The sequence below is a fragment of the Streptomyces sp. UG1 genome, assembly GCF_049974585.1.
Lineage (GTDB): Bacteria > Actinomycetota > Actinomycetes > Streptomycetales > Streptomycetaceae > Streptomyces.
Genome location: NZ_JBNGGG010000009.1, coordinates 169,989 through 196,207 on the forward strand (window position 1 = coordinate 169,989; position 26,219 = coordinate 196,207).

The window sequence follows — 26,219 nt, forward strand, 5'->3', positions numbered from 1 at the left end:
TCGCTGTTCCGCTCCGGCGAGCCGCTGGGGGGCGTTCCATGGGCGCCATGGCACAGGATCCGATCACGCAAAAGCTCCTGCTGGACTGGTTTGTCGACCTCGACACCCCGGAGGGGCTCCGGGCGGAGCTCATCGAGGGGGATCTCGTCGTGACCCCGGTGCCGGACGGTCACCACGAGCACTGCATCAGCCGGATCGTGGGTCAGATACACCGGCGATCCCCGACCGACACGCAGTTCTCCGGAAACAAGGGTGTGAAGCTGAAGTGCGCGGACGGCTACCCGCAGGACCATGTGATTCCAGATGGCACCTTCGCCCGCAAGGAGCTGCGCCTCTTCCGAGGGGCTGAGCCCTGGATGCCCGGTGACGGAGTGTCCATGGTGCTGGAGGTGACGTCCTCGAGGCCGCAGGTCGACCGTGAGATCAAACGCCGTTGCTACGCCCGCGGCGGTATCCCGCTCTACCTCCTCGTCGACCGTGAAACCGCGTGGACCACGCTGTTCAGCGCCCCGGCCACGGCCGACTACCGGACACTGTGCTCCGCGGCCTTCGGCGAACGCCTCTTCATCCCGGAACCGTTCGCCTTCGACTTGGACACGTCGGACTTTCTCTGACGCCTACGGTGTTGCACCTCGACAGGAGCGAAGGGGCGTGCGCGGTGAGGGAACAGGCGCTGTGGACCAGGGCACGGCTGGGCCCCGGCGGCCCACCCCTCGACCTGCTCACCGCCCACTTCGCCCGCCACGTCTACGCCCCGCACGCACACGAGGAACTCACCGTCGGCGTCTGCGTCGGCGGTCTGGAGATCATCGCCTACCGGGGCGGCCGTATCACCGCGGGCCCCGGCTCGATCGTCGTCCTCGAACCCGGCGAGATGCACACCGGCGGCCCGGCGGCCCCCGACGGCTACGCCTACCGAGCCCTCTACGCCGACCCCGCCCTCCTGACCGACGGCACGACCCGCCCCGCCCTCCCGCACTTCCGCGAACCGGTCCTGGACGACCCGACCCTGTCGACGGCCCTGCGCAGAGCACACACCGAACTGGCCACCAGCCCCGACCCCCTCGAGGCCGAGTCCCGAATCCCCTGGCTGCTCACGGCCCTGGCCCACCGCCACTCCACGGCCCGCGCGGCGACCGACACGGTCCCGGGTGCGGACCACATCACGAGAACGGTCCGCGACCGCCTGGCCGACGAACTCACGTCCCCACCCTCCCTGGCCTCCCTCGCCACCGACCTGGGCCTCTCCCGCTACCAACTCCTTCGCGCCTTCCGTACGACGATGGGGATACCGCCGTACGCCTGGCTGGCCCAGCACCGGGTGACCCGGGCCCGCGGCCTCCTGGAGTCCGGCCTGCGCCCGGCCGAGGTCGCGGGGATGGTCGGCTTCGCGGACCAGGCTCACCTCACCCGCTGGTTCCGCCGCGTACTCGGGGTGACGCCGGCGGCGTACCGCAACAGCGTTCAAGACAGGGGATCGTGACCCGGCCGAAACTGCCCGCATGACTGCACGCGGCTGGTTTCTCTTCGCCCTGATGGGCGTGGTCTGGGGCATCCCGTACCTGATGATTAAGGTGGCGGTGGCGGAGGTCTCCCCGTCCATGGTGGTGTTCACGCGCTGCGCGCTGGGCGCCGCGCTCCTGCTCCCCTTCGCGCTGCGCCAGGGAGCCCTGCTCCGGACGGTCCGCCGGCACTGGCGCCCGATGCTGGCCTTCGCGTGCATAGAGATCATCGGCCCGTGGTGGACCCTGACGGACGCCGAACGCCACCTGTCCAGCTCCACGGCGGGCCTGCTGATCGCGGGCGTACCAATAGTCGGCGTGGCCTTGGCCCGCTTCTTCGGATCCACCGAGCACCTCGGCATCCGCCGCCTGACCGGCCTGGCCCTGGGCCTGGCGGGCGTCGCGACCCTCACCGCCCCGCACCTGAGGGGCGGCGACGCCCGCTCACTCGCCGAGGTCCTGCTGACGGTACTGGGCTACGCGACGGCCCCGCTGATCGCGGCGAGGTGGCTCCGCGACGTCCCGTCCCTCCAGCTCACGGCACCGTGCCTGGCACTGGCGGCGCTGGTGTACGCCCCTGCGGCAGCACTGACCCGACCGACGTCCCTCCCCTCCGCCGAAGTCTTGTCGGCCCTGGCAACCCTGGGCGTGATCTGCACGGCGGTCGCCTTCGTGGCGTTCCTGGAGCTGATCAAGGAGGCGGGCCCGACGCGGGCGACGGTGTTCACGTACGTCAACCCGGCGGTGGCGGTGGCCGCGGGAGCGATCTTCCTGGACGAGCGCCTCACCGCCGGGGTCGCGGCGGCGTTCGCGTTGATCCTCGCGGGCTCGGTACTGGCGACGGCCGCGCCCCGCAGCCCGGTAACATGGTCGACACGGCAGACGAGCCGGGCGGACGGCCGCGTGGAGTCCCCCTAGGGGGCTTCCCGAGGAACGTCCGGGCTCCACAGGGCAGGGTGGTGGCTAACGGCCACCCGGGGTGACCCGCGGGACAGTGCCACAGAAAGCAAACCGCCGGGGGTCTTGGCCCTCGGTAAGGGTGAAACGGTGGTGTAAGAGACCACCAGTGCCCAGGGCGACCTGGGCAGCTAGGTAAACCCCACCCGGAGCAAGGTCAAGAGGAGCGCCGTAAAAAGCGCTCTGCGCGGACGTTCGAGGGCTGCCCGCCCGAGTCCGCGGGTAGACCGCAGGAGGCCGGCGGCAACGCCGGTCCTAGATGGATGGCCGTCGCCGGGGGGTTCGCGAGGACCCCTCGGAACAGAACCCGGCGTATAGCCCGACTCGTCTGCCACTTAGAGGCTTTGACCAGCGAATATGCTGGTCAGAGACCCTTTCCCCTCGGGTTGAGGGCTGGGACAAACCCCGCTCCGTACCAGTTCAAACGGCTTCGCGCGGCTACGTAGGTAGCCATGAGAGTAGCCATATGGCATACGGTCGGAGATTGGCGGTTTCGGTGCCTGACCTGCGGCAAGTGGCCTCTGCTTGGGGTGGCCGGGTGGTCCCGCTGTGATGGCTGATGAGTCTGAGAAGCCCTGGCTAGCTTGTACCTCTTCGGCAGTCCTTTTTAGAGGCTGTCCCTTGAGGGGGCGCAATGACGGACCATTCGACGCGGCTGTTGCCGCGCGCCGCCATCGTGAGCGATGGGTGCGGTGAGGAACCCGCCGTGCTCGCGATACCGGGACACGATCAACACGTGGCAGGTCGCAATCAGATGCGGCAGATGCCCTAACCAGCAGAGAGTCTCCCGGTTGGGGTGAGTAACGAGTCCTTGGAGTGGGCGGTTCCTGATATTGCGTCTCCATGAAGTATGCCTCAGAAACAGCATGGATGCGTGTACACTGTCAACGTGCTCTGTGCGTTGATAGAGTCACAGGGCCCGTGTACGGTGGCGCGCATGGCAGACCATCCCGCCCCGCCAGTCGGCGGACCGCTTGTCACCGGCTCCGAGATCGCTCGGCTTGCAGGCGTCACGCGCGCCGCCGTCTCCAACTGGAGGCGGCGGTACGAGGATTTCCCCGCGCCCTCAGGTGGCGGTGCGAACAGTCCGTTGTTCGACCTGGGCGCGGTGCAGGCATGGCTGGACAAGCAGCGCAAGGGCCAGGATGTCTCGGTGGAGGTGCAACTGTGGCAGGCCCTGCGAGCGACCTACGGTGACGACATGATCGGCGGGCTCGTTGACGTCGCCCAGCTGCTCGCCGGCGCCGAGGGTGAGGCCCCGGAAGCTCTGCCGACGGACGCCATCCGACTGGCGCGGCAGCTCGTCGACAGTGGATCACCCGGTGACGTGGTGAGCGGGCTTACTGAACGCTTCACCGACTCTGTACGCCGGGCCGGCTCCGACCAGGTCACCTCGCCACGTATTGTCCAGGCGGTGCGGCACTTCGCCGGCGAGGTGCCCGCTGACGCGACCCTCTTCGATCCGGCGTGCGGCATCGGAACGCTCCTGTTGGCGGTCGGACCCGAGGCAGGGCCGACGCGCTGTGGTCAGGAGGCCGACGCCCGCAGTGCTCGATTCGCGCAGCTGCGAGCTGATCTCACGGGACGCACCAGCGTAGACATCCTCACCGGAGATTCTCTGCGCAACGACCAATGGCCGGACCTCAAAGCCGATCTGGTCGTCTGCGATCCGCCCGTCGGTGCCATGGGCTGGGGGCGCGAGGACCTGCTTCTCGACCCCCGGTGGGAGCTCGGCACACCCTCGCGTGCCGAAGGCGAACTCGCCTGGCTGCAACATGCCTACGCGCACACGGTCCCAGGCGGGCGCGTCCTCATGGTCATGCCCGCTTCGGTCGCCTACCGCAAGGCCGGTCGCCGTATCAGGGCCGAGCTCGTGCGGCGCGGCATCCTCACGGACATCATCGCCCTCCCACCGGGAAGCGCTGTGTCGCACGCGCTCCCCGTGCACCTCTGGCATCTGCGGCGCCCGCAATCCCCGGATGACGCCGTCACCAGGGTGCGCATGGTCGACCTGACAGCGAACGATCCCGACGGCCCGTTGGAGCCAGGGCCCGACCAGACGGCGGACGTACCCCTGATCGAACTCCTCGACGACGCCGTGGACCTGACTCCCGGCCGTCACGTCGAGGAGTCCCACCGCGACTACGCGGCCGAATACCGGGCGCTGCGGCAGGAGTTGGCCGAACAGGTGAGTCTGCTGGCCGACCTGCTGCCGACCTTGATGGGAGGCGGCGGCGCCAGTGCTGTGGAAGGGCCGTCCGTCAGCGTCGCCGACCTCGCGCGGGCCGGGCTGGTCGAGTACGGCGATCCGGAGCCGGTGTCGGTGAGCGATCAACTCGACACCGACTACCTCCAGGGCTTCCTGCGCAGCGCGGCGAACACCCGTCGCTCCACCAGCGCCAGCGGCACCTACCGGCTCGACGGCAAGGGTGCTCGCATCCCGCAGATGGACATCGCCGAGCAGCGTCGATACGGGGCAGCGTTCCGTGCACTGCAGGAGTTCGAGGAGCGGGCGCGGAGGGTGGCGGAACTCGGTAAGCAGGCGTCGGCGCTGGCCCGGGACGGGCTCGGCAACGGGGCTCTCGCGCCGGGAGATTGACGGGCAGCCACATCACAAAGGAAGAGCTGTACGTCACCCCGCCTGCGGAACGAACGCACTGGGCGATCCGCTCCACGACACCGCCAACGCCTCCCGCGCCCGGGTGCACGCCACGAACAGCAGACACCGCTCCCGGAGCAGGTCGGAGTCGTGCTGTAGTGCGTCCACGGACGCCGGAGTCACTTCGCGGGCGAAGGGCAGCGCGCTCGCCGTCGCTCCGAGGACGGCGACACACCGGAACTCCAGTCCCTTCATGGCGTGCATGGTGGCCAGCCGTACGCCGTCCGTGCCCGGCCCCGGATTGTCTCTGACCCGCACCACCGGCACCCGGGCCGCGGCCAGCTTGTCGTACGCCTTGTCGAGCAGCACGTTGAAGCGGGCGCAGACGCCGATCTCCGACGGGCGGATGCCCTGCGTGATCCAGCCCTCGACGCGCTCGAGCAGCGCCGCGATCTCCGCCTGCTCCGAGCCGTACCCGTCCACATGCGGTCTACGGCCGTGCAGGAGCGACCGGTATCCCGCCAGGGTGTCGCTGCCCTCACCGCCCAGGTCGTCGACCGACACCGGGCTGAGGATGCCCGTCGACCAGGCGAGGATCTCCTCCGTACTGCGGTAGTTGACGCGCAGGCGGTGTGTGCGCCCGGTCACCGAGATGCCGAGCGAACCGAGGGAGACCTTCGAGTCGTAGATCCGCTGGTGCGGGTCACCGGTGATGAACAGGTCGTCGCTGCCGGCCCGCACCGCACCGCGCAGGACGCGCCACTGGGCCGGGTGCAGGTCCTGCGCCTCGTCGACGACGACATGGTCGTGCGTGGGTGAGGAAGCGGCCAGGAGCTCGGCCGCTCGGACGCACACCTTGAGGTGGGTCGTGGTCTTCTGGTCGCGCAGCATGGACTCGAACAGCTCGACAGCGGGCCACAGTTGCTCCCGCCTGGTCGGCGAGAGCGCGCTGCCGCGACCGCGCCGGGAGGCCGCGCGGTAGTCGTCCAGAGTGCGCAGATCCTGGGCGAGGACGACGTGGCGGTACTCCTGGGCCAGGAACTGCTCCGTCCAGGGCAGGCCGAGCTTCTTGACGATCCGCTGCCACACCTGCCGCTCCTCCCGGTCGCCGATCGGGGAGGGCGCCCGGCCGTCGAGACGAGTCACGATGCCGTGCGCGTAGGCGTTGACCGTGGTCACCTCGACGCGGGTGAGCAGCGACTCGTCGTCGTCCAGGAGGACGGCCAGGTTCTCCCGCAACGACCCGGCCAGCGCGTTGGTGAACGTGGTGAGCAGCACGCGGGTGTCCGGGGAGCGGGTGAGCAGGTGCTTGACCCGGTGCAGTGCCGCGACCGTCTTGCCGGTCCCCGGTCCGCCGGAGACCTGCACCGGGCCGCCGTACGACGTCCGGTATGCGATGCGGCGCTGGGAGGGGTGCAGGAACACCCGCCAGGCCGTGAACGGCTTGTCCAGGATGTCGGCGAGTTCCTCCGGGCCGGTGACCAGGGTGATGCGGCTCTTGGTGTTGGCCATGACGACGGCCAGGCTCTCGTCCGGGTCGGGCCCCGCGTTGACAGGCCGCCGGACGGCGACCACGTCCCGGTATACCTCTTCGGGGCTGAAGCCCTCGGCCAGGTACTGCAGCACCTCGCACTGGTCCTCCGGCAACAGTGTCTCGAAGGCCTGCAGCTGCGCCTTGTCGACGATGGTCCGCACGGCCCTGAGCACCTGGTCGTCGATGCCGAGTTCGCGCAGGACGGTGTCCGAGTACGTCGCGAAGAGCAGCGCGTCGGCGGCTGCGGCGGCCTTCTCCAGGGCCGGCGTCAGCTGCTCGATCGCCGCGACGTTGCGGACCTCCAGCGCCCGGGTCGCGGAGTTCGTGGTGTACAGCCGCTTCGCGGCCCAGGTGTAGGCGTCGTCGTGCGGGACGACGTTGACGAGCAGGAAGACGTCACTGCCGTCGTCGGGGGCGAGGACTACGCCGCGCCAGAAGTCGTTGATGCGGATGGTCCGCATGCGGGGGTCGCGCGCGTTCTCCACGGACTCCAGGTGCAGGCCCTTGTCCGCGTGCAGTTCGGGCACGGTGAGCTGCTGGAACTTCTGCATCGCCTTGCGCACACCGGCTTTGACGGGCCGTTCCAGGACGTCGTAGCTCTCCCAGAAGCTGTTGGCGAACGCGAGCTGCGGCACGAGGCGCACTCCCCACCCTGAACGGACACTCCGCAGTCGATCATACGCGCGGGGTGCTCACCAGCCGGTCGGCCACTTTCGCCACGTCCGAGAGCAGCCCGGAGGGTTCCTGGTCGAGGTCGAGGGCGTGCTGGTGGATGACGATGCCCGCGTGCCGGACCACGTGGGCCGCGTGTGGGGCGTTGCCCTTGGCGTACACCAGGTGACCTTCGCGCAGGCCGAGGGCGGTGCAGTACGCCAGCATCTGGTAGAGGTCGGCGTCCGGAAAACCGTCCCGCTTCTCGGCCTTGTACTTGGCGTCCACGACGGCGCATGGGGCGCCGTGCGGCCCGTAGAGCACGAAGTCGGGCTTCATGCGGATCGCGGACGCCTCGTCGAGGTGATGCGGATCCTGGAGCCGCGCCGAGTGCCCGAGGCCACGGCACGCCTCGCGCAGTGCCACCGTCACGAAGTCCTCGAAGAGCTTGTTCATGTCGAACAGGAAGCCGTCGACGCGCAGTTCACCGGGCGCGTGCTCGACGGAGGCGTTGTCCAGGACGACCCGGGCCAGGTGCAGGGCGTGCTGGTAGCGCGAGTTGAGCCGGCTCGGCTGCCAGGCAGGCAGCGGCTGCCCCCGCACGATCACCGTGACCTCGGCCAGGCGGGCACGTTGGTGGAGCAACCCGCGACGCACGTCGTGGGGCACGCCGGGCAGCCGCAGGAGACGCTCGACGGCGGCGCGCAGCAGGCGGTTCTCCGCGATGTCGGTGGTGAACTCGTCGTACTCCACCTCCACCGGCAGCGTCGCGCCGAACCGCCGCCGTATCTGCTCGGCTTCCCGGATGCGGCCCCGGACGACCAGGGACGTCTCCTCGGTCACCCGATATCCCTGGAGGAGCCCCTCCCGCAGGGCGCGGTCGATCTGCCGCTCCACGGCATGGGCGAGGGCGGGCAGCAGATCGCGGTGCCCGGTGACATCGACGTCCCCGTCCCGCCAACCGCCCTTCGGGTCGAGGCCGTACCCGAGGAGGAAGAAGAGACGGGCGATGGGAACCTTCGGGGTGACGCGTACGGTGACCGGCTCGTCGTCCCCCGGCACCGCGACCGCCACCGCGCCGACCTTGCTGTCGGCTCGCAGGGACCAGTGCCCTGGGACATACGGATCAGGAGCCGCGTCCACGATGTCTCCGGCCGCCAGTGCCCGCCCGACCGCGTCCGACAGGGCGACGCCTGCGGCCGCCGCGTGCTCGACGAGTTCGACGACACGGGTCACCTCGACGACTCCCGCAGGGCGGCGAGCCCGTACCGCTTCTCGACGTCCACGCCTTCCCCGTAGTGGTACTCCTCCAGCAGGGGCAGGATCTTGGTCCGCCACGTCCGTTCGAGGCCGCCCTCCCGATAGACGCCCCGCTTCATCAGATACGAGGGCCCGATGCGGAAGTCGGCGTCGTCGATACGGGAGTTGAGCGCGTCGAGCAGGTCGGCCGGCTCGGCGTCGTGGCCCTCGCGGGTGAGCCAGCGGCGCAGCAGTCCGCTGGTCGGCTCGGTACGCGGGGACAGTTCGACGAAGGCGAAGCGGCGGCGCATCGCCGCGTCGACGAGGGCGATCGACCGGTCGGCGGTGTTCATCGTGCCGATCACGAAGAGGTTGGGCGGCAGCGCGAAGTCGTCGCCGGAGTACGTCAGCCGGACCGACTTGTTGCGGTACTCCAGCAGGAAGTACAACTCGCCGAAGACCTTGGCCAGGTTGGCGCGGTTGATCTCGTCGATGATCAGGAAGTGCGGGATGTGCCGGTTGCCCTCGCGGGAGGCCAGATCGGCGAGTTCGCGCAGCGGACCGGCGGTGAGCCGGAAGGCGACCTCGCGGGTCTGCGGATCCTCCTGGGGCCGGAAGCCCTCGAAGAAGTCCTCGTACGCGTACGACGGATGGAACTGGACGAGCTTGACCTGCTCGGGCCCGCCGCCGAGGAATTCGGCGAGCTTCAGGGCGAGATACGTCTTACCGGTCCCGGGCGGGCCGTACAGCACCAACTGCCGTTCGTCCCAGAGCAGATCACGGACCTCACGCAGCCAGTCCGTGTCGTGTACGAGGAGCTCCCCTGCCAACTCGTCCGTAGGCTCGGGCAGCTCCAGCTCACGCCGGGCGGTGAGCGCGGGGATCTCCACGCTCGGGTCCCGATCGGCGGCCTCGGCCTCCTCGATCAGGTCCTCGTCGCTTATCCCCAGGCCGTCGATAAGGTCCTTCACCGTGGTCAGGTCGACGACGTCATGCTGCGCGGAAAGCTTCTGCTGGAGTGCCTCGGGCAGGCCCTCGTACGCGTGCCCGTCGTCCGCCCAGTCCACGGGCCGGCGCAGATCCGACCGGCCGTCCTCGGAAGCGAGCTGCTCTGCGTCGCCCGTGATCTTGCCGACGTACAGACGACCGCCTGAGATGGTGCACATGGTGTCGCCGGGCCTCATCCGGGAGAGGAACATGTGCAGTTCCTCGACCAGCTGCACCTTCTGGTTGTACGTCGCGGTGGAGGCGTAGTCCTCCTCGACGGCGGTGCGCAGCCGGTCCTTGCTGACGCCCTGCTCGACACCTTGCCGCAGGTGGCGTGCGCGCAGGGTCACCAGCCCCTCGGACAGCCACAGACGCCGGACGAGGTCGAGGCCCGAGACATTGGAGCCGCGTACCAGCCAGGCCCGGTTGGGCCCCCACCACACCTGGTCGAGATAGTCGGAGAGCGGATGGCCGTCGTCCGTCTTCCACTCCAGCCAGCCATTGGCACTGCGACCGACCAGGATCTCGGCGGCGGCGGACGGGGAGTTGCACTCGACGTCCCGCGTCGTCTCCAGCCAGCCGGGCCACTTGGCCGATTCGGTGAGGACCCCTTCGTCGATCAGCCGCTGCCTCAGCCGGTAGGACGACGGCATGCGCACGGGGAACGACGGCACCACATCGGACCGGCCCGGAGAACCCGCCAGGACGACGAACTTCTGGCTCCCGTTCGTCCCTTTCTCGGTCAGTAGCCGTCCCCGGGCTTCGGGGCCGCCGTTGGGCAACCGGAGCCGGAACTCCGGGTACTGCGGGCCGTCGTCGGCCATGGGTCTCCCCCTTGCACAGCTGGTGCGATCTTGATTGCAGCGTACGGGCCGGCACTGACAGGCCTGCAAGAAATCCTGAAGGCGGCCGGCTCAGCTGCCCGTGGCATGGAGGACCGCCAGGAGGCTGGTGACCTCCCGCAGTCGTCCGTGGATCTCCTCCGGACGTGGCGGCAGCTCGTACGTGCGGTAGTGGCATGCCGCGCTGAGCGCCGACCAGGTGGTGCGGCATCGGCGGGCGGTGTCGTGGCCCGCGTACCACTCCAGGCACAGCATCCGGTGCTTGCCGACCCGCGTCATCGAGGGAGTGACCCGCCGCCAGTAGGCGTCCAGGGCCTGGTCGAGCGCCATGCGGAGCAGGACTGCGGCGGCACGGGCGCGGAGGCCGGGAGGCAGGGTGGTCACGGTGCCGGGGGCGGGCAGGAGAAGGCGGGCGGCGGCGGTCACCAGGGCCTCCGGGGACGCGCTCATCGGGCGCCCCCGGCGCTCTCGGCCCCAGCACTGCTCCGGATCGCCGCCGCGAGCGCCTTGGTGCGGCGAACGAGATCCTTACGGTCGTCCACGGTCGGCAGGGGCGTGTGGGCACCCGAGTTGAAGATCTCGATCAGCGCCCAGCCGCCGGAACAGATCTGCTCGACGGCTGCACGGGCAGGCTGCTGCTCGTCGCCGAGCAGGGCGAGCGACACGTACGTCTTGGTGCGATCGAGGGACTCCACGCGCTCCTCTACGGCTCGAAGCCCGAGCCCCTCCTCATCGCGGAGCCTGCGCCGTGCCGTCTCCAGACAGGCGGCTTCCACCGCCACCCGGCACATGGCAGGGAGCACATGATCGGCCACGTCCTGCGGCAGGCCGCGGTCCAGAGAGACGGCCCGCGCCTCCGCGAGAGCCTGCTCCACCGGGTCGGTGAGCGTCTCCACGCCCACCACGGAGTCCGTCTGGCGGCTCACGCGCAGGACGGTCGCCTTGATGCCGAGGTGTGCGACGGCCTGCTGGAGCCGGGTGTCATGGGTGAAGACGATCACCTGCCGGTCCTGGGCGTACGCGTCGAGCACCCGGGCCAGACCCTCGACCTTCTCGGGGTCCATGGACTGCACGGGGTCGTCGATGACGAGGAACCCGAACGGGCTGTCCGCGTGTGTGGCACGGGGCAGGAAGAGCGAGAGCGCGAGCGAGTGCAGCTCGCCCTGGCTCATCACGCTGTAGGCGGGGGCGGACATGTCGTCCACGGAGACGTCGAGCTCGACCTTCCCGCGACCGGGAGTGCCCGCGAGGGTGACGGATCCGAGCGTGACGCTGCTGTGCTCGCACAGCTTCTGCCACACCTCCTGCGACCGCTGGGCGAACGGCCGCAGGCGCTCGTCGCGCAGCTCGTCGATGATCGGCCGCAGCCAGGACCGTGCCTTGCGCGCGTGCTTGCGGCGCTCGCGCGCGACCTCCGCAGCTTCCTCGGCACCGAGCCACTCGGCCAGCCGTACGGCGAACGGCTGCCAGGCGACGTCATGCGCGGAGAGCCGCTGAACGGCTTCCGCCCGCACCTGCCGGCAGGCGTCGTCCAGGGTCGCCGCGGCACGCTCGACGCGGTCCGCCAGCTCGCGGGGGTGGATGACATCCCGGCACTGGACCCACTCCTGCCACACCACCGTGAGCGGGGAGTTCTCGCCGCGCAGCCACACCGGAACCGGCTGTACGAGGTCGTGCACGGCCCGCACAGCCACCGCCACCTCCTGCCGGGCGGCCTCGGCGTCGGCTGCCTCCGTCTGGAGCCGCTCCACCTCCGTCCGCGCCTGCTCGGCCCACGCCCGGTCCAGCCGATTCTCGGCGCGGCAGACCGGGCAGTCCGCGCTCCCCGAGCGCCGCTGATGCTCGATCGCCGCCTCCAGCAGCCGGGCCAGGCGGCGCGCCTCCTCGGCACTGCCGTACCGGGCCTCCTCGGCAGCGGCGGCGGCCTCCCGCAGCCTTCCGACAGCCCCGCCGACCTCCGCCAGATCCGGCCCGGCGAGGCTCGCGTGCTGTCGCAGCCGGGCCAGCTCGGCCTCGGCTGCCGGCGTACGGCTCCCCAGCAGCGCACGCACCCGGCCGAGGTCGCGCTTGGCTCCCGACAGCGCCTGGGTGGCCTCGTGGGACCTGGGGTCGTCGAGCGTGCCCAGCGCGTCGAGGAGCTGTGCGGTGAGGGCGTCCGCGTGTTTGATCGCCTGCTCGCACTCGCTCGCCGTGTCCTTGACCCGGCCGTCGAACTCGGCGAGCAGTTCGAGCCCGAGGAGCTTGAAGAAGGCGTCGTGCAGACCGCCGAGCGTGCCGTTGATCATCGAACCGAGTTCGCTGTACGGCAGGAAGGGCCGGGCGAGGTCCAGCGCCTCGGCGTCGACGACCTCCTCCAGCTTCCGCTCCGAGCCGTCCGGTCCCTCGACCTTGGTACGCGCATCATCGACCTTGAGCCCGTGCCAGGTCCGCCGCACGGTCACCGCCTCGCCCCGCTCGCCGACGGCCAGCTCGACGCGGACCTCGGGGGTGACGTCGGGGCTGTGCAGGTTGCGCCAGCCCTTCTGCCAGTCGGTGGCCCGTCGTCCGTCCCACCGGGAGTTGCGTCCCGTCAGCGCGGTCTCGGCGGCCTCGGCGAAGCTCGACTTCCCGGAGCCGTTGGGACCCGCGACGACGACCAGCCCGGGCCCGGGCGGCAGTTCGAGAGTGGTCCGCGGACCGACACCGCGCCAGCCGGCCGCGGTGATGGACCGGAGCTGCACGGGGCCGGCGCGCCCTCCACTGCTCGTGGCCGGTTCGTCGGGGACCAGCTCGCGCAGCAGCTCCTGCACCTGAGGCGCGAGGTCCGAGTGGCGCAGGCGGTCGAGGAGGAGGGCGCGGAGGGAGGCAGGGGGCTGATCGGTCATGGTCGGTTCCCGTTGTCGGGCGCGGCAGGAGGGGCCACGCGGACTGGTGATGCACAGTGTTGGCACTCTGAGAATGGCGGCACCGCGTTAGCACTGTCAACGCGTTTACAGGATCCTCGATATTCGAATTTGTGTACGCGCGGGAGTGTGAGATGGTCCCACTGAGAGAACGGGCGGCTGTCCAAGCCCTTAGCCGATCCGGCCGTCGAGAAGGGGCGGTGGGGGTACCGTCTAGAACGCAGCCAACGTCCACCCCTCGAACCGGGAGCACGACCGTGAGCGCACTGCATGCGCATCCGCAGGCCGGTGAGCCGCTCATCCCTATGCCCGCCCTGACGCCCGACGCTTTGCGTGCAGCCGTTGAGGCACTCACGCCAAGCCGGATGCCGGCGTTCGTCAGCGATCTCGTCGATGCGACTACCAGTGCTCAGCAGGCCCAGTCCCTTGCGCCGCTGCGCACTTTCGTCCACACGTGGGGCGTGTTTGTCGCGATCCAGCGCTACCCCTCACGAGCCGTACGGCTGCGTCACCTGGAAGACGTAGTGAGCGATGGGGTGGAGGATCCGGCGGATGCCATCGCCGAGATAAGGAAGATCCACGCAGAGGCGGAGGCCGAGGCCGGCCTGTGACCGACTGGAAGTGGGACTTCAACCCGAGCGAGGAGTACCTGACTGCCGGTCTTCCCGTCGGAGTGGTCGCAGAAGTGGAACGCATCGCCACAGAACTTGCCGCGCTGGGCCGTGACGCCGAGACGGCAGGGAGCAGACCCGAGGACAAACCCGGAGGGCTGAGGAACTTCCCGATCTTCGGTGGGCGCGGCTTCATCCAGTTCCTCGCCGTACCCCGGAATGAGTGCGTCTACATCTGCAACGTCGTGTGGCACGGGTGACGACGAGCTGGGACAGCGACGGTCAGCAGGTCAGATCGCCGGTGAGGCCCGGTTCGTTCTTGTCGGTGTAGGAGGCCACGGCGCCATCGGAGGTCGCGCCTTCGGAGTAGTAGAGGGCGTGGGCCCACGGTTCGGCGTCCTCCTCACCGGTCAGTTCGGGAAGTCGAGGGCCTCCTGACCGGGGCCAGGGGTGCGCCGAGACTGCCGCGGTGGCCTGGGCTCCTTGGTCGCGTAGGTGGGCACGGGCAGGATGCCCTCGTGACGGAGGTCGTCGGTGGTGATGAGCGGGCCGTTGCTCACCGCGTCCAGGAGCCGGGCCTGTCGGGGCTCAAGAGCTACGAGGAGCCCGAGCGCGTTGATGAGGTCCAGCAGGTCGACGGTCCATTGGGAAGTCCAGGTCGGGGGCAGGATGTCGTTCAACGGTGTCTGCCGTTCCACGTCCGGTTTGAGCTTGCGGAAGCTGAACCACTTGCGGATCACCTGTACTCCGCCGATCCGGTACTCCCAGACTTCCGGCGCCACATTGCGTATGGAGCCGGTGCCCACGGTGAGGCTCCGCGTCGTCGCGTCGTAGGAGATGCTGTCCGGCGACCCGGCGTCCTCTCCGATCTCGCCGTCACATTCGGGTCGCTCTGCCAGGGGCAGTCTCGGAGTCGCATCGGACGAGCTGTCGCGGTGGTGAGAAGCGAAACGCCGGCCGTAGGTGTGGATCCATATCGTGCGACGACCGACTTCCACCACATCCGCCCATAACGTCGAGTCACGCGTCAGGGGGATGCGGGCGCCCCGCTCGGCCAGGTACGTGGCGAAACGGCGGGTGTAGCCGCTGTGGCCGGCTATCCCCGCGATGTAGGCGAAGAGGTCTTCGGCGGTGACCGTCACGCCGTGCGTTTTGGTGAGCAGTTGCAGCAGCCCGGGTGTCACGTTCGGTTCGGGGAGGTGGGGGTGGCGGTAGAGGGGTGCTACGCGGCCACCTTCGGTGCCCTTGAAGTGATGGACGTCGGGCAGAAGGGCGGTGAAGCTCACGGCCGGGCCAGGGCGAACCGACTCTGTGTGGAGTTCGGACAGGTAGATCTGACGCTCGTCGTTGTGGGCGAACCACAAAGCCGGTCGCGGCCTGTCGATCACTCGCCGGTCCGCGATGATGTATTGCCGATCGAGAGTCATCCGCCCGTACGGGACAATGACCGGAACTGTCTCTTTCTCCGCTGCGAGACTGTCCTTCTGCTGCTGGCCGGGTAGAGGCGGTTCCAGCTTGTCCGGGCGGCGGTCTCCGGTGCTCTTCATCAGCGCCGCTTTGGTCTCGGCCGGGGCCTGTACGAGCCTGCGCCAGCGCCGTTCCAGAACCTTCCGACTAGGCGACACCGGCCAACTGCGGTTGTTCGTATTGCCAGTGCTCGTCCAGGGAAGCAGGGCGTCCACCGGTGGCATGGCAGCCCAGTCGGAACCGGACGTGATGTGAAAGGGAGCGGTCCACTGTGTGGGGCAGAGTTGCCAGGAAGCCCCGTTCTGATGACCCTCGATGCCGAGCCCGTCCAGCCAGCCGAACTTCTCTTCGCGCGTACCCGCGGGGACGTCGAGTCGCCATACCTGTGCCGGGTTCTTCGGGTCAGGTGAACCCCGGCGGACGAATACGGCGATGCAGACCTCGCGCTTCACATCCTGGAAGACACGGGTCCGTACGTCGGAGTAGGGACCCTCGGGGGACAGGCCGATGACCCAGCCCTCGTCGGCCGCCTCGCGTAAGTAGTGGCGCATGCCGGCCGCGCCCTTACTGTCCAGAAAACCGGAGTTGGTGATGAGGGCGACGATTCCGCTCGGCGCTTTCGGCGCGCCCGAAGCTGTCACCTGGTCGAAGACCTTCCAGGTGGACCACGCCCAGAAATACACGTAGAGGTTGTCCAGGGCGTAGCCGATGCGGCCATTGTCCTCCGGGTGGAAGCGCGCAAGGATCGGGCCTTGGTTGTTCGGATTGCCTTCGGTGACCCACCGTCCGACACCTGACTGCTTCGCACCCCGCAGATAGGGCGGGTTGCCGATGACCACCATGACTTTCTCGTCCGCTTTGACCTTGTTGGCCATACGGCGGTGTCGGGCGATCGCCTCGTACATCAGCCCCAAGTGATGCTCGACGGCTGGATCGTCGAGAGTGTCGGCAACGAGAAGCCTTGGTGGGTAACGTGTCACATCGGTCTCATGGGCCTGGAAGGCATGGTGCACACGGAGTTCGGCCACCGCATACGGCCCGGTTTGCTTCTCCAGCCCGACGATCCGCTTCGAGAGTTCCCGCAGAAGTCCGGGCTTGAGGTGCCTGCCGTGCTTCAGCGCGAAGTTCTTGGCCACGTGGTCAATGATGTTGATGAGGAAGGTCCCGGTACCCATGGCCGGGTCCACCACGGTGACGTCCTGGCTTCCGTACCCGTCTTCCTGGCCGAGCCGGTCGCGCAGCACCTCGTCGGTGAACCGCACCATGAAACGGACGGCTTCGCCGGGTGTGTAGTACGTCCCGGTCCGCCGCCGCAGTTCCGGGTCGTAGGCGCTGAGAAAGCCCTCGTACAGGTGGAGGTAGGCGTCTCCCGTCTCGTCCTTGAACATCTCGGGGTCGACGGCGGACATCACGTCGATCAGCGGATCGATGATCCCTCGCAGGTCGTCGAGGGCGTCGTCCGTCAGTACCGCCAGCGCCTTGCCCATCAGGGAGTGGCGTTTGCCCAATCGGGTCGCGACATCGGGGAGGGAGAGCTTGTCCAGATCGATGTGATGGAGGCGGGCCAGCAAGGCAGCGAAGGTGAGTGTCTGGCTGTAATGGTCCGCGAACTCCTCTGGGCGGGCGTCGGGAAAGAGCAGATCCTTCCAGTTCCCGGCCAGGATCGAGAACGCCGCATCGGCCTCTCCACTTTCCTCGCGGGTGAGACGTTCGGTGACCTCGTCGCGCAGCAGGGCACAGATTCCCGCGATGCGCTTGACCAGTTCGTCGATGCTGCTGTGGACGATGGGGGCCGGTAAGAAGAAGTGCGTGAGGGCGCGCTCGAACCCGGAGTCCGCGACGACGAGTTGCCGACTTCGACTCCGACTCCCGGACTCCAGATCTCCGATGAGGCGTCCGACAGGGCCGACTCGCTCGCCGAAGCGGTAGACCGCCCACTGATATCCGTCGGTGTACAGGACGTTGTGGAGGGCCTTGATCTTCTCCCACTGCTTCCGATCGTGGCTCTTCGCGGACCACTTCTCCGGGTCGACCCCTCTGCCCGGTTGCTTCAACTCGACGTGCCCGATAGTCCTGCCGCCGCAGCTGATGGCGAAGTCAGGGCGAATCCTGAGCTTCTTGACGCGGGTCTGACCGTGGGCGATGAGTTTGAGTCGTTGCCGCAAGGCCATGCTGCGCAGCAGGTGCTCCACCGGCGCGGTGAGGCTCTCCTCTTTGCCGCTGTCCGCCCCGGCGGGACCTTGTCTCTTCGCTCTGACCTCCTGCCCGAACTGCGCGACGAGGTCTGCGACCGATCTGGTGGTGCCTTTTCCCGTCGAGACGTCCCCTCGTGACATCCGCCCCCCAAGGCCGCACCCACGCAGGTGATCAGACCCATACAGAATGCCCAAGACATGGCAACCAGCAAACGCCGGACAACTGGGGCGAAGGGGGGATGTGTGAAGCCTGCTCACAGAGTGGCTGAGGGGAGTGGTGAAGCGGGGCTGCGCTGGTCGATGGGATCAGGGTGAGAGCTAGACGGAAGACGGGTGGAGCGGCAAGATCGGAGAGCGTATCGCCCGCGCTGCTGCATGAGCCATGGCGCGGAGCGTAAACACGCGGCTTCGCCGGCCGATTACGCTCCGTTCGATGCTAGGTCGTCGGTCACGATTCGTCCTCGTCTCCCAGCTCGTTGACGAGTGGTACGAGGAGCGGATGGACGGAGAAGCCGGACGCGGGGCCGGGGCCCGCGTTGTATTCGGCCTTCAGGACCTGGACGGCCGACTCCGGGATCTTGCCCAGGCTTCGCAGCAGGCCGGTGATGCGGGTGACCGGCTTCGTGAAGCCTCTGAGGGAGCGGCCCTCGGGGTAGTGGCAGATGTCGTAGACGCTCTTGGCGTCCGCGACGCCGTCCTTCTCGGCGGCGTACTTGATGACGGCGACCCTGTCTTCGTAGTTCTCGTACGTCAACCGGTCGAAGAGTTCCTGGAGCGCGTCGGTCGTCCAGCCGCCGTAGGTTCCGTCGTCGGTCCCGATCCGTTCGACGCGTTCGATGTCCTCGACGGATCCCTCCCGGAGACCGAACTCCAGGATCGGCGCGGCGACCTCCAGGAACCGTTTCGGCGTAAGCATGAAGAGCCGCCCGCCACCCCGGGTCCTGAGCTCCTCGGTCAGTTCCGGCCGCGGGCCGCGGTTGAAGCCCTGCTCCTTGCGCCACCAGTCCTCCTTGACGTCCGCCGTCACGAACAGCACGTCGCACCGGCGGCGGCCGGCCTCCCGGAGGATCTGCTCCCACACGAGATAGTCGGCGGCGGCTCCCACACCGTCCTTCGTCTTGTCCATGTATCCCGGAGGCAGCCGCTTCTCGACGCGGCGCATGCCCTCCGCGATCGCCTTGTCGTGGTCCTGCGGACTCAGTGGAGCGCCGACCCGGCCGTCGAGCGCGGGCTCCAGTTCCGCGATGACTGGATCGGTGCTCGTGTCATGGGTGATGTTCTGCCACTCGCCCTCGCCGACCTTGACGATCGCCTCCTGCACGTCGTCGAAGACCTCGTTCAGCTGACTGCGCAGACGGTCGGTCTCCTCCTCCGGCAGGGCCACGCGATTGGCCCAGGTGCGCAGGGTGCGTTCCGCCTGGGCCGCGTGACCGGCCATGTCCTCGGCGGCCTGCGCACCGGACGACCGGGCGTCGCTGAGGGTGCTCTCACGGTTCCGCCAGAACTCCACGAGGGCCTGGTGGGGCACCCACAATCGGTCCTCAACGGCGCCGAGCGCGCGCAGCAGGTCGCCGCGCGCCTGCTCGGTGTAGCGGTAGAGGTTCAGCAGGACGTTGGCGTCGGGGGCGACCAGGCCGTGGGTAAGCACAGAGGTGAAGTCGTCGGTGGTCGGCGTCCGGAAGGCGCCGAAGTCGTCGAAGAGGCCTCGGTTGTCCGCCCCGGCCGTCGTGTCCTCTGCCACTGTGCCCCCTTCGTTGCCGTACGCCGCGTCCGAGGGGTAGGCGTACCGGCCCGCCCCCTCGCGTTCGCCCTGCTGGGAACGTAGCGCGTCGAAGGCGACGACGGGCAGCGAACGGGCAACTCACGCGGATCAGTTGGTCGGGAGGCTCCCCGTCAACTGGGCCGGTGACCCACCTCGGCCCGGCGCCAGTGCGAGTGCTGCTCCAGGAGTGGCCCCGGTCGGCTAGGAAGGATGCCGGCCCGGGGCTGTGCCGTGTCTGTCAGGCGCGGGCCTGGACGATGAGCGTGCCGCTATGCCCGGCTTTCGGGGCATCCACCACCGTCGCCTCAGCGGACGTGAAACCAGCTCGGAGCAGGTGCCGCTCCCACACTGCGGGCTTGTAGCTGTACCGGTACGTGAACATGGCCTTCCCCGCGAACCCGCCCTTGTGCATGGCCTGCGGCCCGTAGGCACCCGGAATGGCAGGAGGCTGGGAGAACACGAAGACGCCGCCCTGGACGAGGCGCTTGCGGACGAGGGGGAAGAGGCGGGACGGGTCGGTGAACCAGGCCGCTCCGAAGATGGAGTACACGGCGTCGTACCGGTCCCCGTCGGCGGCCAGCCAGTCGAGGATCTCTGCCCGCTCGATCCGCACCCCGAGTGGTGCCCACTTCGCGCTCGCGAGCGCCACCATGCGCGGCGACAAATCGACCCCGGTGACCTTGACGCCTTGTTGCGCGAGGTGGGCGAGGGCGCGGCCGGTGCCGCATCCGATCTCCAGCACGTTCTCCGGGCTGCCGAGGAGTTCGGGTCCGGGGCCGTGGCCGGCGTACTGGGTCCAGCAGAATGACGGCTCGGCGTCGTCCTTGAACGCGGATTCGGCGTAGGCGTCCCACAGTTCGGTCTCGGCGGCGATGTCGTGTGGTACGGGCACAGCGGTTCCTCGTGTCGTCGGCAGCGGGAGCCCCCGCCCTCGGGGAGCCGTGAGGACGGGGGGCGACTGTAGCGGGGCTCAATGGCTGTCGGGGACCTTGTCGCCGCACGGTGAGCAGTCCGCGCCGTCGATGGCCCACAGCTCCTCGTCGATCGCCCAGCCCCGGGAGCGCGCCCGTCACGGGCGGGCTGGGGGCCACTCGTGCAAGCCACTGGTAGGTCTGGCAACGGGGCTCACCTCGGCCCAAACGGTCTTGGCGCCCGGCGGATGCGGTTCGATGCCCCAGCGGTCGGCCAGGGCGCCGACCAGGAGTAGACCGCGGCCGGACTCGCCGTACGTCGTCGAATCGGTGGGTACGACGGGGAGTTGGCCGCCCTTGGCGTCGGTGACCGCGATGCGGAGGAGACCGGTCGTGGTGTCGAGAGCGAGGGCGAGCCGGAAGTTGCGGCCCTGGACGCGGCCGTGCAGGGCCGCGTTGGCGGCGAGTTCGGCGACGATCTGCTCGGCTCGCTCGGTCACTTCGGGTGACAGGTCCCAGGCACGGAGCTGGGTGGTGGCGAGGAGGCGTGCGAGGCGGGCTCCTCGGCGGGTGGAGGACAGAAGCTGGGCGAACGTGGCCACGGTGCTGGGGGGTTGGGGGAGGGTTGCGCTCATGGGCCAATGTGGCGGGCGCACGGGGGCGCGTTCCAGGAGTGACGCCCGTACGGTGCGTCAGCGTACGGACACATTCTGTGGACGGTACGCGGGATCCTCCGTCACGCTGGGTGCTGTCGGGTGTGGAGCGACGGACAGTGCGTGTCACGTGTACGGAACGGGAGGTGGCCGCGTATGACGGGCGGCATCGACATCATGGCCGAGGGCTGCGGCGACGGGGAGGCGGCCGGCGGTGAGCCTGATCGTGAGCCCGACCCCTCGGACAGTCTGCGGACCTGGGGAGCCGTCCAGCAGGCGCTGCGCGAGCACGCGGGGTACAGCAGGGCTGAGTTCGCGGACCTGGTGCGCTTCTCCAAGCACACCGTGGAGTCGGTGGAGCTGGGGCGGCGGATGCCCGACGAGTCGTACGTGGTGCGGTCGGAGGAATTTCTGGGGAACACCGGGGCGTTGCGGAAGTCGTCGAAGTACGTAACGCGGGGGCGGGGGGATGTGGGGCTGGCGGCGTGGTTTCGGCAGTGGGCTCGGCTGGAGCGGGTGGCGGTGAGTCTGTGTACCTATGAGTGCAGGCTGGTGCCGGGGTTGTTGCAGTCGGAGGGGTATGCGCGGGCGCTGTTCGAGAACCGCATTCCACTGTTGACCGACGAGCAGTTGGAGGCGCAGGTCGCGGCGCGGTTGGAGCGGCAGAAGATGTTGTATGAGCGGCCGACGGTGCCGTTCCACTTCATCGTCGAGGAGTCCGTCTTCCGGCGCAGGCTTGGTGGTGTTGAGGTGTTGCGCGGCCAGCTGGACCTCGTGCTGGAACGCACTGCGCTCCGTAACGTGACGCTGCAGATCATGCCGACGGATGCCGAGTTCCATTCGTGCATGGACGGCCCTGTGCGGCTCCTGGAGACCCCGCAAGGGCGGCGACTCGCGTACTCGGAAGGGCAGGAAAACGGCCGCCTGATCTCTGACCCGAAAGAGGTGAGCCTCCTCTACCAGCGCTATGACACACTGCGCTCGCAGGCCCTGAACGCCAAAGATTCGCGGGGCCTGCTGGAGCGACTGCGAGGAGAGCTATGAGCACGATGGAACTCGCCTGGTTCAAGTCCAGCTACAGCGGCAGCTCGGGCGACGACTGCGTCGAGGTCGCCGTCACCGAACAGGCCGTCTGCGTACGGGACTCCAAGGACGTCACCCGCCCCGACTTCGCGGTGGGGCGGGACAGTTGGGCGCGGTTCGTCCGGTACGCCGCCGGAGGCTGAGGCGGCGCACCGGTGTGCCAGGGGTCAGTTGGCCAGGGCCATGCGCTCGACCCAGGCGACCTTCACGGACTTGATGTCGGACAGTTCATGGCCGTCTTCGAGGGTGACGTACTCGTCGAACTCACCCTTGTCGGCATCCGTTTTGCCGGCCTCCAGGTGCGTCGTACCGATGTAGGTCTGGCCGATGAAGTCGCCGTCCTCGTCGAAGCCGTTGACGATGACGGAGTAGTTGGCGGGTTCGTCGCCCTTGTTGGTGATCTTGTAGACGAACTTGTAGGTCGCGTCGTCTGAATCGCTGTACGAGTCACAGTCGTTGTACACGTAGTCGTCGGTGTCGTCGCAGTCCTCGTCGTCGCTGTACGAGTCACTGTCCCCGGTGACGAGCTTGCCGCCCGAGACCTCGACGTGGTCCATCGGGTCGCCGTCACCGGCCAGCGCCCACCAGGTGATGCCGCCACCAGCGAGGAGTACGGCGATGGCGGCGCCGACTATGAGGGCACGCTTGCGCCGACGGCCCTGTGGGGCGGCCCAGGGCAGGGGAGCCGGGGGCGGCGCCGGGGGCATTGGAGGGAGCGAGGTCCCCACGAGCTCGGGCTCGGAGATGGTGGGCTGGGGTTCCGGCTGCTGGGGCGCCTTGTCGTTCAACTGGGTCTGCCTTGTTGTGAGGGTTGGATGGGGTCGGGTGTTTCGACGGGACGTCGGCGGCAGCGACAGCAGGTCCGGCACGCATAAACCGTGAAGCCGGGAACGGAGCCCTGATGCACCTTCGAGACGACGACCGGCGTACCGGTCACCTGGCCGTGGCCGCGCCTATGGGAAGAGGAGTACGACGATGTCAGCCTCGACGGCAGCGATCCTGAAGCTCGGAGATGACGGCTCTCTCGCGGGCGTTGATGTCGCCGTCCACAGCGGCCACTTGGCTGGCCACGTCGAGAAGGTCGCTCAGATCCCCTGACTCGGCGTCCAGGCGTTGCCACACCTCGGTGGGGTCGATGTCGACAAGGCGAGCGAGCTGTTCGTCGACCACCTGGTGCTGCTCCCGGACCAGCCTCACCAGGTGGCGCATCAACAGCGTCTCATCGTCGGCGATCTTGCGGTTCGCCCCGATGACGAGCCAAGCGACCCACAACATCGCCTGTGGGTGCCGACTCCGCTTGCTCAGCCTTTCGGCGACTTCGATCACACGTGCCTCGTTTCGGAAGACGGCTTGCGCGTGCCGTCCCGCGACCAGTGTCGTATAACGGTTCAGCACCACCGCGAGGGGTACGCCGACCACCGGGATGCCGATCTTGATGACGTTGCGCTGCAGGAGATACTTCCCGACGACGGGGAGCCCTCTTGCGGCGGTCAGCACCCCCTTGGAGTAGAAGCGCTTGATCACCTGCCGTACCACGAGCGGGACCGCCTTGAGCGCGCTTTCCTGGACCACTTCCCCGCTCTTGATCGTGAAGGCCACCCGTATGAGTTTCCACAGGTCCTCGGGGTCGGACAGGTCGAGCGGGACCTGGTAGAGGACCGCGATGTCGTAGGCCAGGCGGAGCTGGAGCCGGCTGGTGAACGCGACATCGACCATCATCGTCGCGACGGCGGCCGGGACGGTGGCAGGAGAGGCCCCGCCAAGGGTTCCGATGGTGGAGGCCACGGCCGCCGTGTAGGCCCCGGCGGAGAGCCCGCCTTCGATCGCGGCATACCGGGCCGCCATCTTGATCCGCTGATCGACGATGCCATCCGGGGGTACGCCCTCGTAGCGCTCCTGGAAGTACTGCCAGTCGACCTTCGCGGTGTAGGAACTCATGGCCTGAGCGCAGAGTTTGGTGAACCAGTTGCCCGACTTGATGTCGTCCGCGCTCAGGCCCTTGACGAACTCGCGTATCTCGGAGCGCTCTTGCTCGACTGCCGCCCGGTCGGCATCGTCGTCGGCGGCGTCAATCGGAGCTTTGGGCATGGCGGTGTCTCCTGAGTTCGGTTCCATCGGGGTGGCGTCACCGCAGTTCGGAGTGGCGACGCAGTGCCATACGCCAGTGCATGAACAGGGCCTCTGGCGGGGGAGCGATCCGGTCCAGGTTGAAAAGGATCTGCTGGTACAGCGGATGCGGCCGGTCGCCTCCGTGCGTGGTGACCAGGGCGGACAGTGGAGGCCTGTCGTCCGGTGTTTCGCGGTCGGCCTCGACAAGTATGGCGATCTTGTCGTCGGGGTGGAGAGCCGCGAGGGGAGCCCCGATCCGCAGGGCCAGTTCGCCCCATGTCGTAGTACGGCCTTCACGCGCGCTCTGCCGCAGCGCGACACGCACGGCGACGGCGAGGCCACGTATCTGTGACAGAGTCAGACGCTCGGTCATCCGCTCCAGGTGTCGTTGCCAGCGAGCGATGTCGTGGCGTTCCTCTGCTGCCAGGTCGCCCCCGAGTTCCTCGGCTAGGTCATTGGCGCTCCGTAGAGCGAGGCGCAGCTGGTCCGGATGGAGATCGTCTCCATCGCGGTTGATCTCGTCGACGAGCGTTGACAGGCGCTCCCACGACTCGTACAACTCGTCGGCGCGCTGGTTCACGAGCCAGTCGGTGAGGTCCCGCAGGGTCTCGTGGGCATCCGTCGAAGGCGCGGCCTGTTCCGCCAGGAACAGGTTCTGCTCGTAGGCGTCGAGGTCACCGGCCTGCTTTGCCTCGTGCGTCAGGTCGAGCAGCGCGTCGAACACGGCGCGGGATTCGGCCTCCTTGCGTTCGATTCGGATCGGCGGCCGACGAGAGGCTTCATGACCGAGTCGAGACGGCGAGTTCACCCGGCTGCTTCTGCTGTAGGCCGCGTGAACGCGGCCACGCTCGCGGTTCCAGATGTCGAGCAACTCGGCGTCGGAGAAACCCTTCGTCCAGCCGAGTCCGTGCAGTATCTGCTTGAAGAACGGGGCCGGGCCGCCGTCTCGCCCCTTGATGAGGGAGGACAGAACGGGCTTGCCCGGTGTCCGGGGTTGTTCGACCTGGAGGAGCAGTTCCCGCCACCGGTCCACGGAGAGTGTTTGGCCGTGGAGGGACGCTCCCTTGCACAGGGTTGCCGTCGTGACGACGTTCTTGCTCCGCGCGGTGTTCTCCAGCGTCTTGCGGAAAGAGGCGACGAGTTCGGCGTCAGAGGGAAGCGGGTGTTTCTCTGGCGATGGGTCATGAGTGTTGGTGGGCGGTGTGGCCCTGCCCATGGGTCCGTCAGCGGGGTAGGTCCCGACGAGTTGCAGGGCACTGGCCTTGATCAGCCATGTGCCGTCGCTGTCGAGGGAGAGAACTGCGTCTACGGGCAGGTACGCGTGCTGACGGTCGGGTGAATCCGCGTGGGCGGGGAGCGACAGGCGGGCATTGACGCGCAGGGAGACGTTGAACCAGTGATGGGCGTCGGTCGTGTGAGCCGACGTGGCGTCGGTGATGAGGACGGAGGCCGGGGTGAGCGGCAGGCCGGACAGCGGATGGGCAGGTTCCACAGGGCCGGCGGCATGGCGTGGAACGATGCCGTCCGCTGTGTGGAGGAGGCTCGGGGTGACGATGCCTTCGGGGGTGAGCGTGCACTCCGAGAGTGAGGTCCACTCCACGGGCCTGTCGGGGAACTGAGTCCCGATCTCCACCGCTCGTGTCACCCCGAGAGACCAGCACTGCACGCGGAGGGCGTACCCCTGCCGTTCGATCTGCCAGTTGGCCAGGAGACTGTCGGGCCCGAAGAGCCAGTCGAGTTCCGAGTGCCGGACCCGCAGTTCCGTGTCGGCCTCCTCCCACTCCCGCTTCGACCGCCGAGCGAGCTGTACGCGTATGAGCCGGCGTCCAGTCCCGTACGACACGTCGACGGCATCGCGGACCTGGTGCCCCTTCGGCTTGTAGACGGGCTGGACAGCCCGCTGCCCCTGCTGCTTGAGCCAGTCGGCGATGGCCCGCCCGATGTACAGGTGGTCGGCGCTGTCCTCACCGGTCTCCGTGCGCCGACAGTGCACGGGCGGCCGGTGCGCGAAGTGGCATTTCTTGTCCGTGTACCGCTTCGGGGACAGTCTCTTGCCGCAGCCGCCGAGCAGAACGCCGCAGTAGAAGTCGTCACGCGTCCGACCCCCCATGAACCGGTCGAAGTCGTCATGGTCGTAGGGCAGGAACACCGGCCAGTCCGACTCGGCCCGGCCGATGACTGCCGTCTGGACCTTGCGCGTGTCTTCTTCCTTTGTGTACGGCAACGGGGCTCCTG

At 68.4% G+C, this 26,219-nt stretch carries 19 protein-coding genes, 1 other RNA gene and 1 pseudogene; 9 read left to right on the plus strand and 12 right to left on the minus strand.

The window, feature by feature from the left end; all coding sequences use genetic code 11:
• Positions 1-38 precede the first annotated feature (38 nt).
• The 5 genes and pseudogenes from ACP4J3_RS12750 (at position 39) to ACP4J3_RS12770 (ending at position 5,058) form a co-directional block, all read left to right on the plus strand.
• On the plus strand, positions 39-614 hold the full coding sequence (locus tag ACP4J3_RS12750) for a Uma2 family endonuclease (RefSeq protein ID WP_426533535.1): 576 nt from the start codon (positions 39-41) through the stop codon (positions 612-614).
• A 44-nt stretch (positions 615-658) separates the two neighbouring features.
• Positions 659-1,483 carry an AraC family transcriptional regulator gene (locus ACP4J3_RS12755; RefSeq protein WP_426533537.1) on the plus strand — a complete coding sequence of 275 codons (825 nt, stop codon included), beginning with the start codon at positions 659-661 and terminating at the stop codon, positions 1,481-1,483.
• Positions 1,484-1,565: 82 nt separating this feature from the next.
• A pseudogene (locus ACP4J3_RS12760) lies at positions 1,566-2,282 on the plus strand (DMT family transporter); the annotation flags it as partial.
• Between the two features lie 103 nt (positions 2,283-2,385).
• Positions 2,386-2,790: RNase P RNA component class A (gene rnpB, locus ACP4J3_RS12765), an RNA gene on the plus strand.
• Positions 2,791-3,396: 606 nt separating this feature from the next.
• On the plus strand, positions 3,397-5,058 hold the full coding sequence (locus tag ACP4J3_RS12770) for an N-6 DNA methylase (protein ID WP_426533649.1): 1,662 nt from the start codon (positions 3,397-3,399) through the stop codon (positions 5,056-5,058).
• A gap of 33 nt (positions 5,059-5,091) precedes the next feature.
• Here the strand turns inward: ACP4J3_RS12770 and ACP4J3_RS12775 are convergent, their stop codons facing one another.
• The 5 genes from ACP4J3_RS12775 to ACP4J3_RS12795 all read right to left on the minus strand — a co-directional run bounded on the left by ACP4J3_RS12775 (position 5,092) and on the right by ACP4J3_RS12795 (position 13,175).
• Positions 5,092-7,227, minus strand: coding sequence for a UvrD-helicase domain-containing protein (locus ACP4J3_RS12775; RefSeq protein ID WP_426533539.1), 2,136 nt, complete (start codon positions 7,225-7,227; stop codon positions 5,092-5,094).
• 40 nt (positions 7,228-7,267) lie between these two features.
• The gene (locus tag ACP4J3_RS12780) at positions 7,268-8,479 is read right to left on the minus strand and encodes an McrC family protein (protein WP_426533541.1); all 1,212 of its coding nucleotides are present in this window, start codon (positions 8,477-8,479) and stop codon (positions 7,268-7,270) included.
• The gene (locus ACP4J3_RS12785; RefSeq protein WP_426533543.1) at positions 8,476-10,293 is read right to left on the minus strand and encodes a DUF4357 domain-containing protein; all 1,818 of its coding nucleotides are present in this window, start codon (positions 10,291-10,293) and stop codon (positions 8,476-8,478) included. Before ACP4J3_RS12785 ends, ACP4J3_RS12780 begins: the two co-directional genes overlap by 4 nt.
• A 90-nt stretch (positions 10,294-10,383) precedes the next feature.
• Complete coding sequence (locus tag ACP4J3_RS12790; RefSeq protein ID WP_426533545.1) at positions 10,384-10,761, minus strand: hypothetical protein; 378 nt, start codon at positions 10,759-10,761, stop codon at positions 10,384-10,386.
• On the minus strand, positions 10,758-13,175 hold the full coding sequence (locus tag ACP4J3_RS12795; RefSeq protein ID WP_426533547.1) for an AAA family ATPase: 2,418 nt from the start codon (positions 13,173-13,175) through the stop codon (positions 10,758-10,760). Before ACP4J3_RS12795 ends, ACP4J3_RS12790 begins: the two co-directional genes overlap by 4 nt.
• A gap of 275 nt (positions 13,176-13,450) precedes the next feature.
• Between ACP4J3_RS12795 and ACP4J3_RS12800 the strand changes: the two genes are divergently transcribed.
• Positions 13,451-13,804 carry a DUF6247 family protein gene (locus ACP4J3_RS12800; protein ID WP_426533549.1) on the plus strand — a complete coding sequence of 118 codons (354 nt, stop codon included), beginning with the start codon at positions 13,451-13,453 and terminating at the stop codon, positions 13,802-13,804.
• Entirely contained in the window at positions 13,801-14,064 is a 264-nt protein-coding gene (locus ACP4J3_RS12805; protein WP_361036080.1) for a hypothetical protein, read from the plus strand. Before ACP4J3_RS12800 ends, ACP4J3_RS12805 begins: the two co-directional genes overlap by 4 nt.
• A 150-nt stretch (positions 14,065-14,214) precedes the next feature.
• Here ACP4J3_RS12805 and ACP4J3_RS12810 read toward each other — a convergent pair whose 3' ends face one another.
• The 4 genes from ACP4J3_RS12810 to ACP4J3_RS12825 all read right to left on the minus strand — a co-directional run bounded on the left by ACP4J3_RS12810 (position 14,215) and on the right by ACP4J3_RS12825 (position 20,774).
• Positions 14,215-17,463 carry a type ISP restriction/modification enzyme gene (locus tag ACP4J3_RS12810; protein ID WP_426533551.1) on the minus strand — a complete coding sequence of 1,083 codons (3,249 nt, stop codon included), beginning with the start codon at positions 17,461-17,463 and terminating at the stop codon, positions 14,215-14,217.
• A 451-nt stretch (positions 17,464-17,914) separates the two neighbouring features.
• A complete protein-coding gene (locus ACP4J3_RS12815; RefSeq protein WP_426533553.1) occupies positions 17,915-19,207 on the minus strand; it encodes a PIN-like domain-containing protein in 1,293 nt (430 codons plus the stop codon).
• A gap of 259 nt (positions 19,208-19,466) precedes the next feature.
• On the minus strand, positions 19,467-20,120 hold the full coding sequence (locus ACP4J3_RS12820; protein WP_426533555.1) for a class I SAM-dependent methyltransferase: 654 nt from the start codon (positions 20,118-20,120) through the stop codon (positions 19,467-19,469).
• 177 nt (positions 20,121-20,297) lie between these two features.
• Positions 20,298-20,774: an ATP-binding protein gene (locus ACP4J3_RS12825; protein ID WP_426533557.1), complete on the minus strand. Its 477-nt coding sequence runs from the start codon at positions 20,772-20,774 to the stop codon at positions 20,298-20,300.
• Between the two features lie 174 nt (positions 20,775-20,948).
• Between ACP4J3_RS12825 and ACP4J3_RS12830 the strand changes: the two genes are divergently transcribed.
• Both ACP4J3_RS12830 and ACP4J3_RS12835 read left to right on the plus strand, forming a co-directional pair.
• Positions 20,949-21,836, plus strand: coding sequence for a helix-turn-helix domain-containing protein (locus ACP4J3_RS12830; RefSeq protein WP_426533559.1), 888 nt, complete (start codon positions 20,949-20,951; stop codon positions 21,834-21,836).
• Positions 21,833-22,018 carry a DUF397 domain-containing protein gene (locus ACP4J3_RS12835; RefSeq protein WP_426533561.1) on the plus strand — a complete coding sequence of 62 codons (186 nt, stop codon included), beginning with the start codon at positions 21,833-21,835 and terminating at the stop codon, positions 22,016-22,018. Before ACP4J3_RS12830 ends, ACP4J3_RS12835 begins: the two co-directional genes overlap by 4 nt.
• 24 nt (positions 22,019-22,042) lie before the next feature.
• On the opposite strand, the gene ACP4J3_RS12840 is transcribed toward ACP4J3_RS12835, so the two are convergent.
• From ACP4J3_RS12840 to ACP4J3_RS12850, 3 genes are all read right to left on the minus strand, one after another.
• Positions 22,043-22,663, minus strand: a complete 621-nt coding sequence (locus tag ACP4J3_RS12840; RefSeq protein ID WP_426533563.1) for a hypothetical protein — start codon at positions 22,661-22,663, stop codon at positions 22,043-22,045.
• A 190-nt stretch (positions 22,664-22,853) separates the two neighbouring features.
• Positions 22,854-23,963, minus strand: a complete 1,110-nt coding sequence (locus ACP4J3_RS12845; RefSeq protein ID WP_426533565.1) for a hypothetical protein — start codon at positions 23,961-23,963, stop codon at positions 22,854-22,856.
• 37 nt (positions 23,964-24,000) lie between these two features.
• Positions 24,001-26,208, minus strand: coding sequence for a competence protein CoiA family protein (locus ACP4J3_RS12850; protein ID WP_426533567.1), 2,208 nt, complete (start codon positions 26,206-26,208; stop codon positions 24,001-24,003).
• Between the last annotated feature and the right edge of the window lie 11 nt (positions 26,209-26,219).

What these genes read in the sequence shown, in the direction of transcription:
- ACP4J3_RS12750 (WP_426533535.1), top strand. Translation starts at nt 39, where the DNA reads ATGGGCGCCATGGCACAGGATCCGATCACGCAAAAGCTCCTGCTGGAC.
- ACP4J3_RS12770 (WP_426533649.1), top strand. Translation starts at nt 3,397, where the DNA reads ATGGCAGACCATCCCGCCCCGCCAGTCGGCGGACCGCTTGTCACCGGC.
- ACP4J3_RS12785 (WP_426533543.1), bottom strand. Translation starts at nt 10,293, where the DNA reads ATGGCCGACGACGGCCCGCAGTACCCGGAGTTCCGGCTCCGGTTGCCC.
- ACP4J3_RS12790 (WP_426533545.1), bottom strand. Translation starts at nt 10,761, where the DNA reads ATGAGCGCGTCCCCGGAGGCCCTGGTGACCGCCGCCGCCCGCCTTCTC.
- ACP4J3_RS12795 (WP_426533547.1), bottom strand. Translation starts at nt 13,175, where the DNA reads ATGACCGATCAGCCCCCTGCCTCCCTCCGCGCCCTCCTCCTCGACCGC.
- ACP4J3_RS12825 (WP_426533557.1), bottom strand. Translation starts at nt 20,774, where the DNA reads ATGAGCGCAACCCTCCCCCAACCCCCCAGCACCGTGGCCACGTTCGCC.
- ACP4J3_RS12830 (WP_426533559.1), top strand. Translation starts at nt 20,949, where the DNA reads ATGACGGGCGGCATCGACATCATGGCCGAGGGCTGCGGCGACGGGGAG.
- ACP4J3_RS12835 (WP_426533561.1), top strand. Translation starts at nt 21,833, where the DNA reads ATGAGCACGATGGAACTCGCCTGGTTCAAGTCCAGCTACAGCGGCAGC.
- ACP4J3_RS12845 (WP_426533565.1), bottom strand. Translation starts at nt 23,963, where the DNA reads ATGCCCAAAGCTCCGATTGACGCCGCCGACGACGATGCCGACCGGGCG.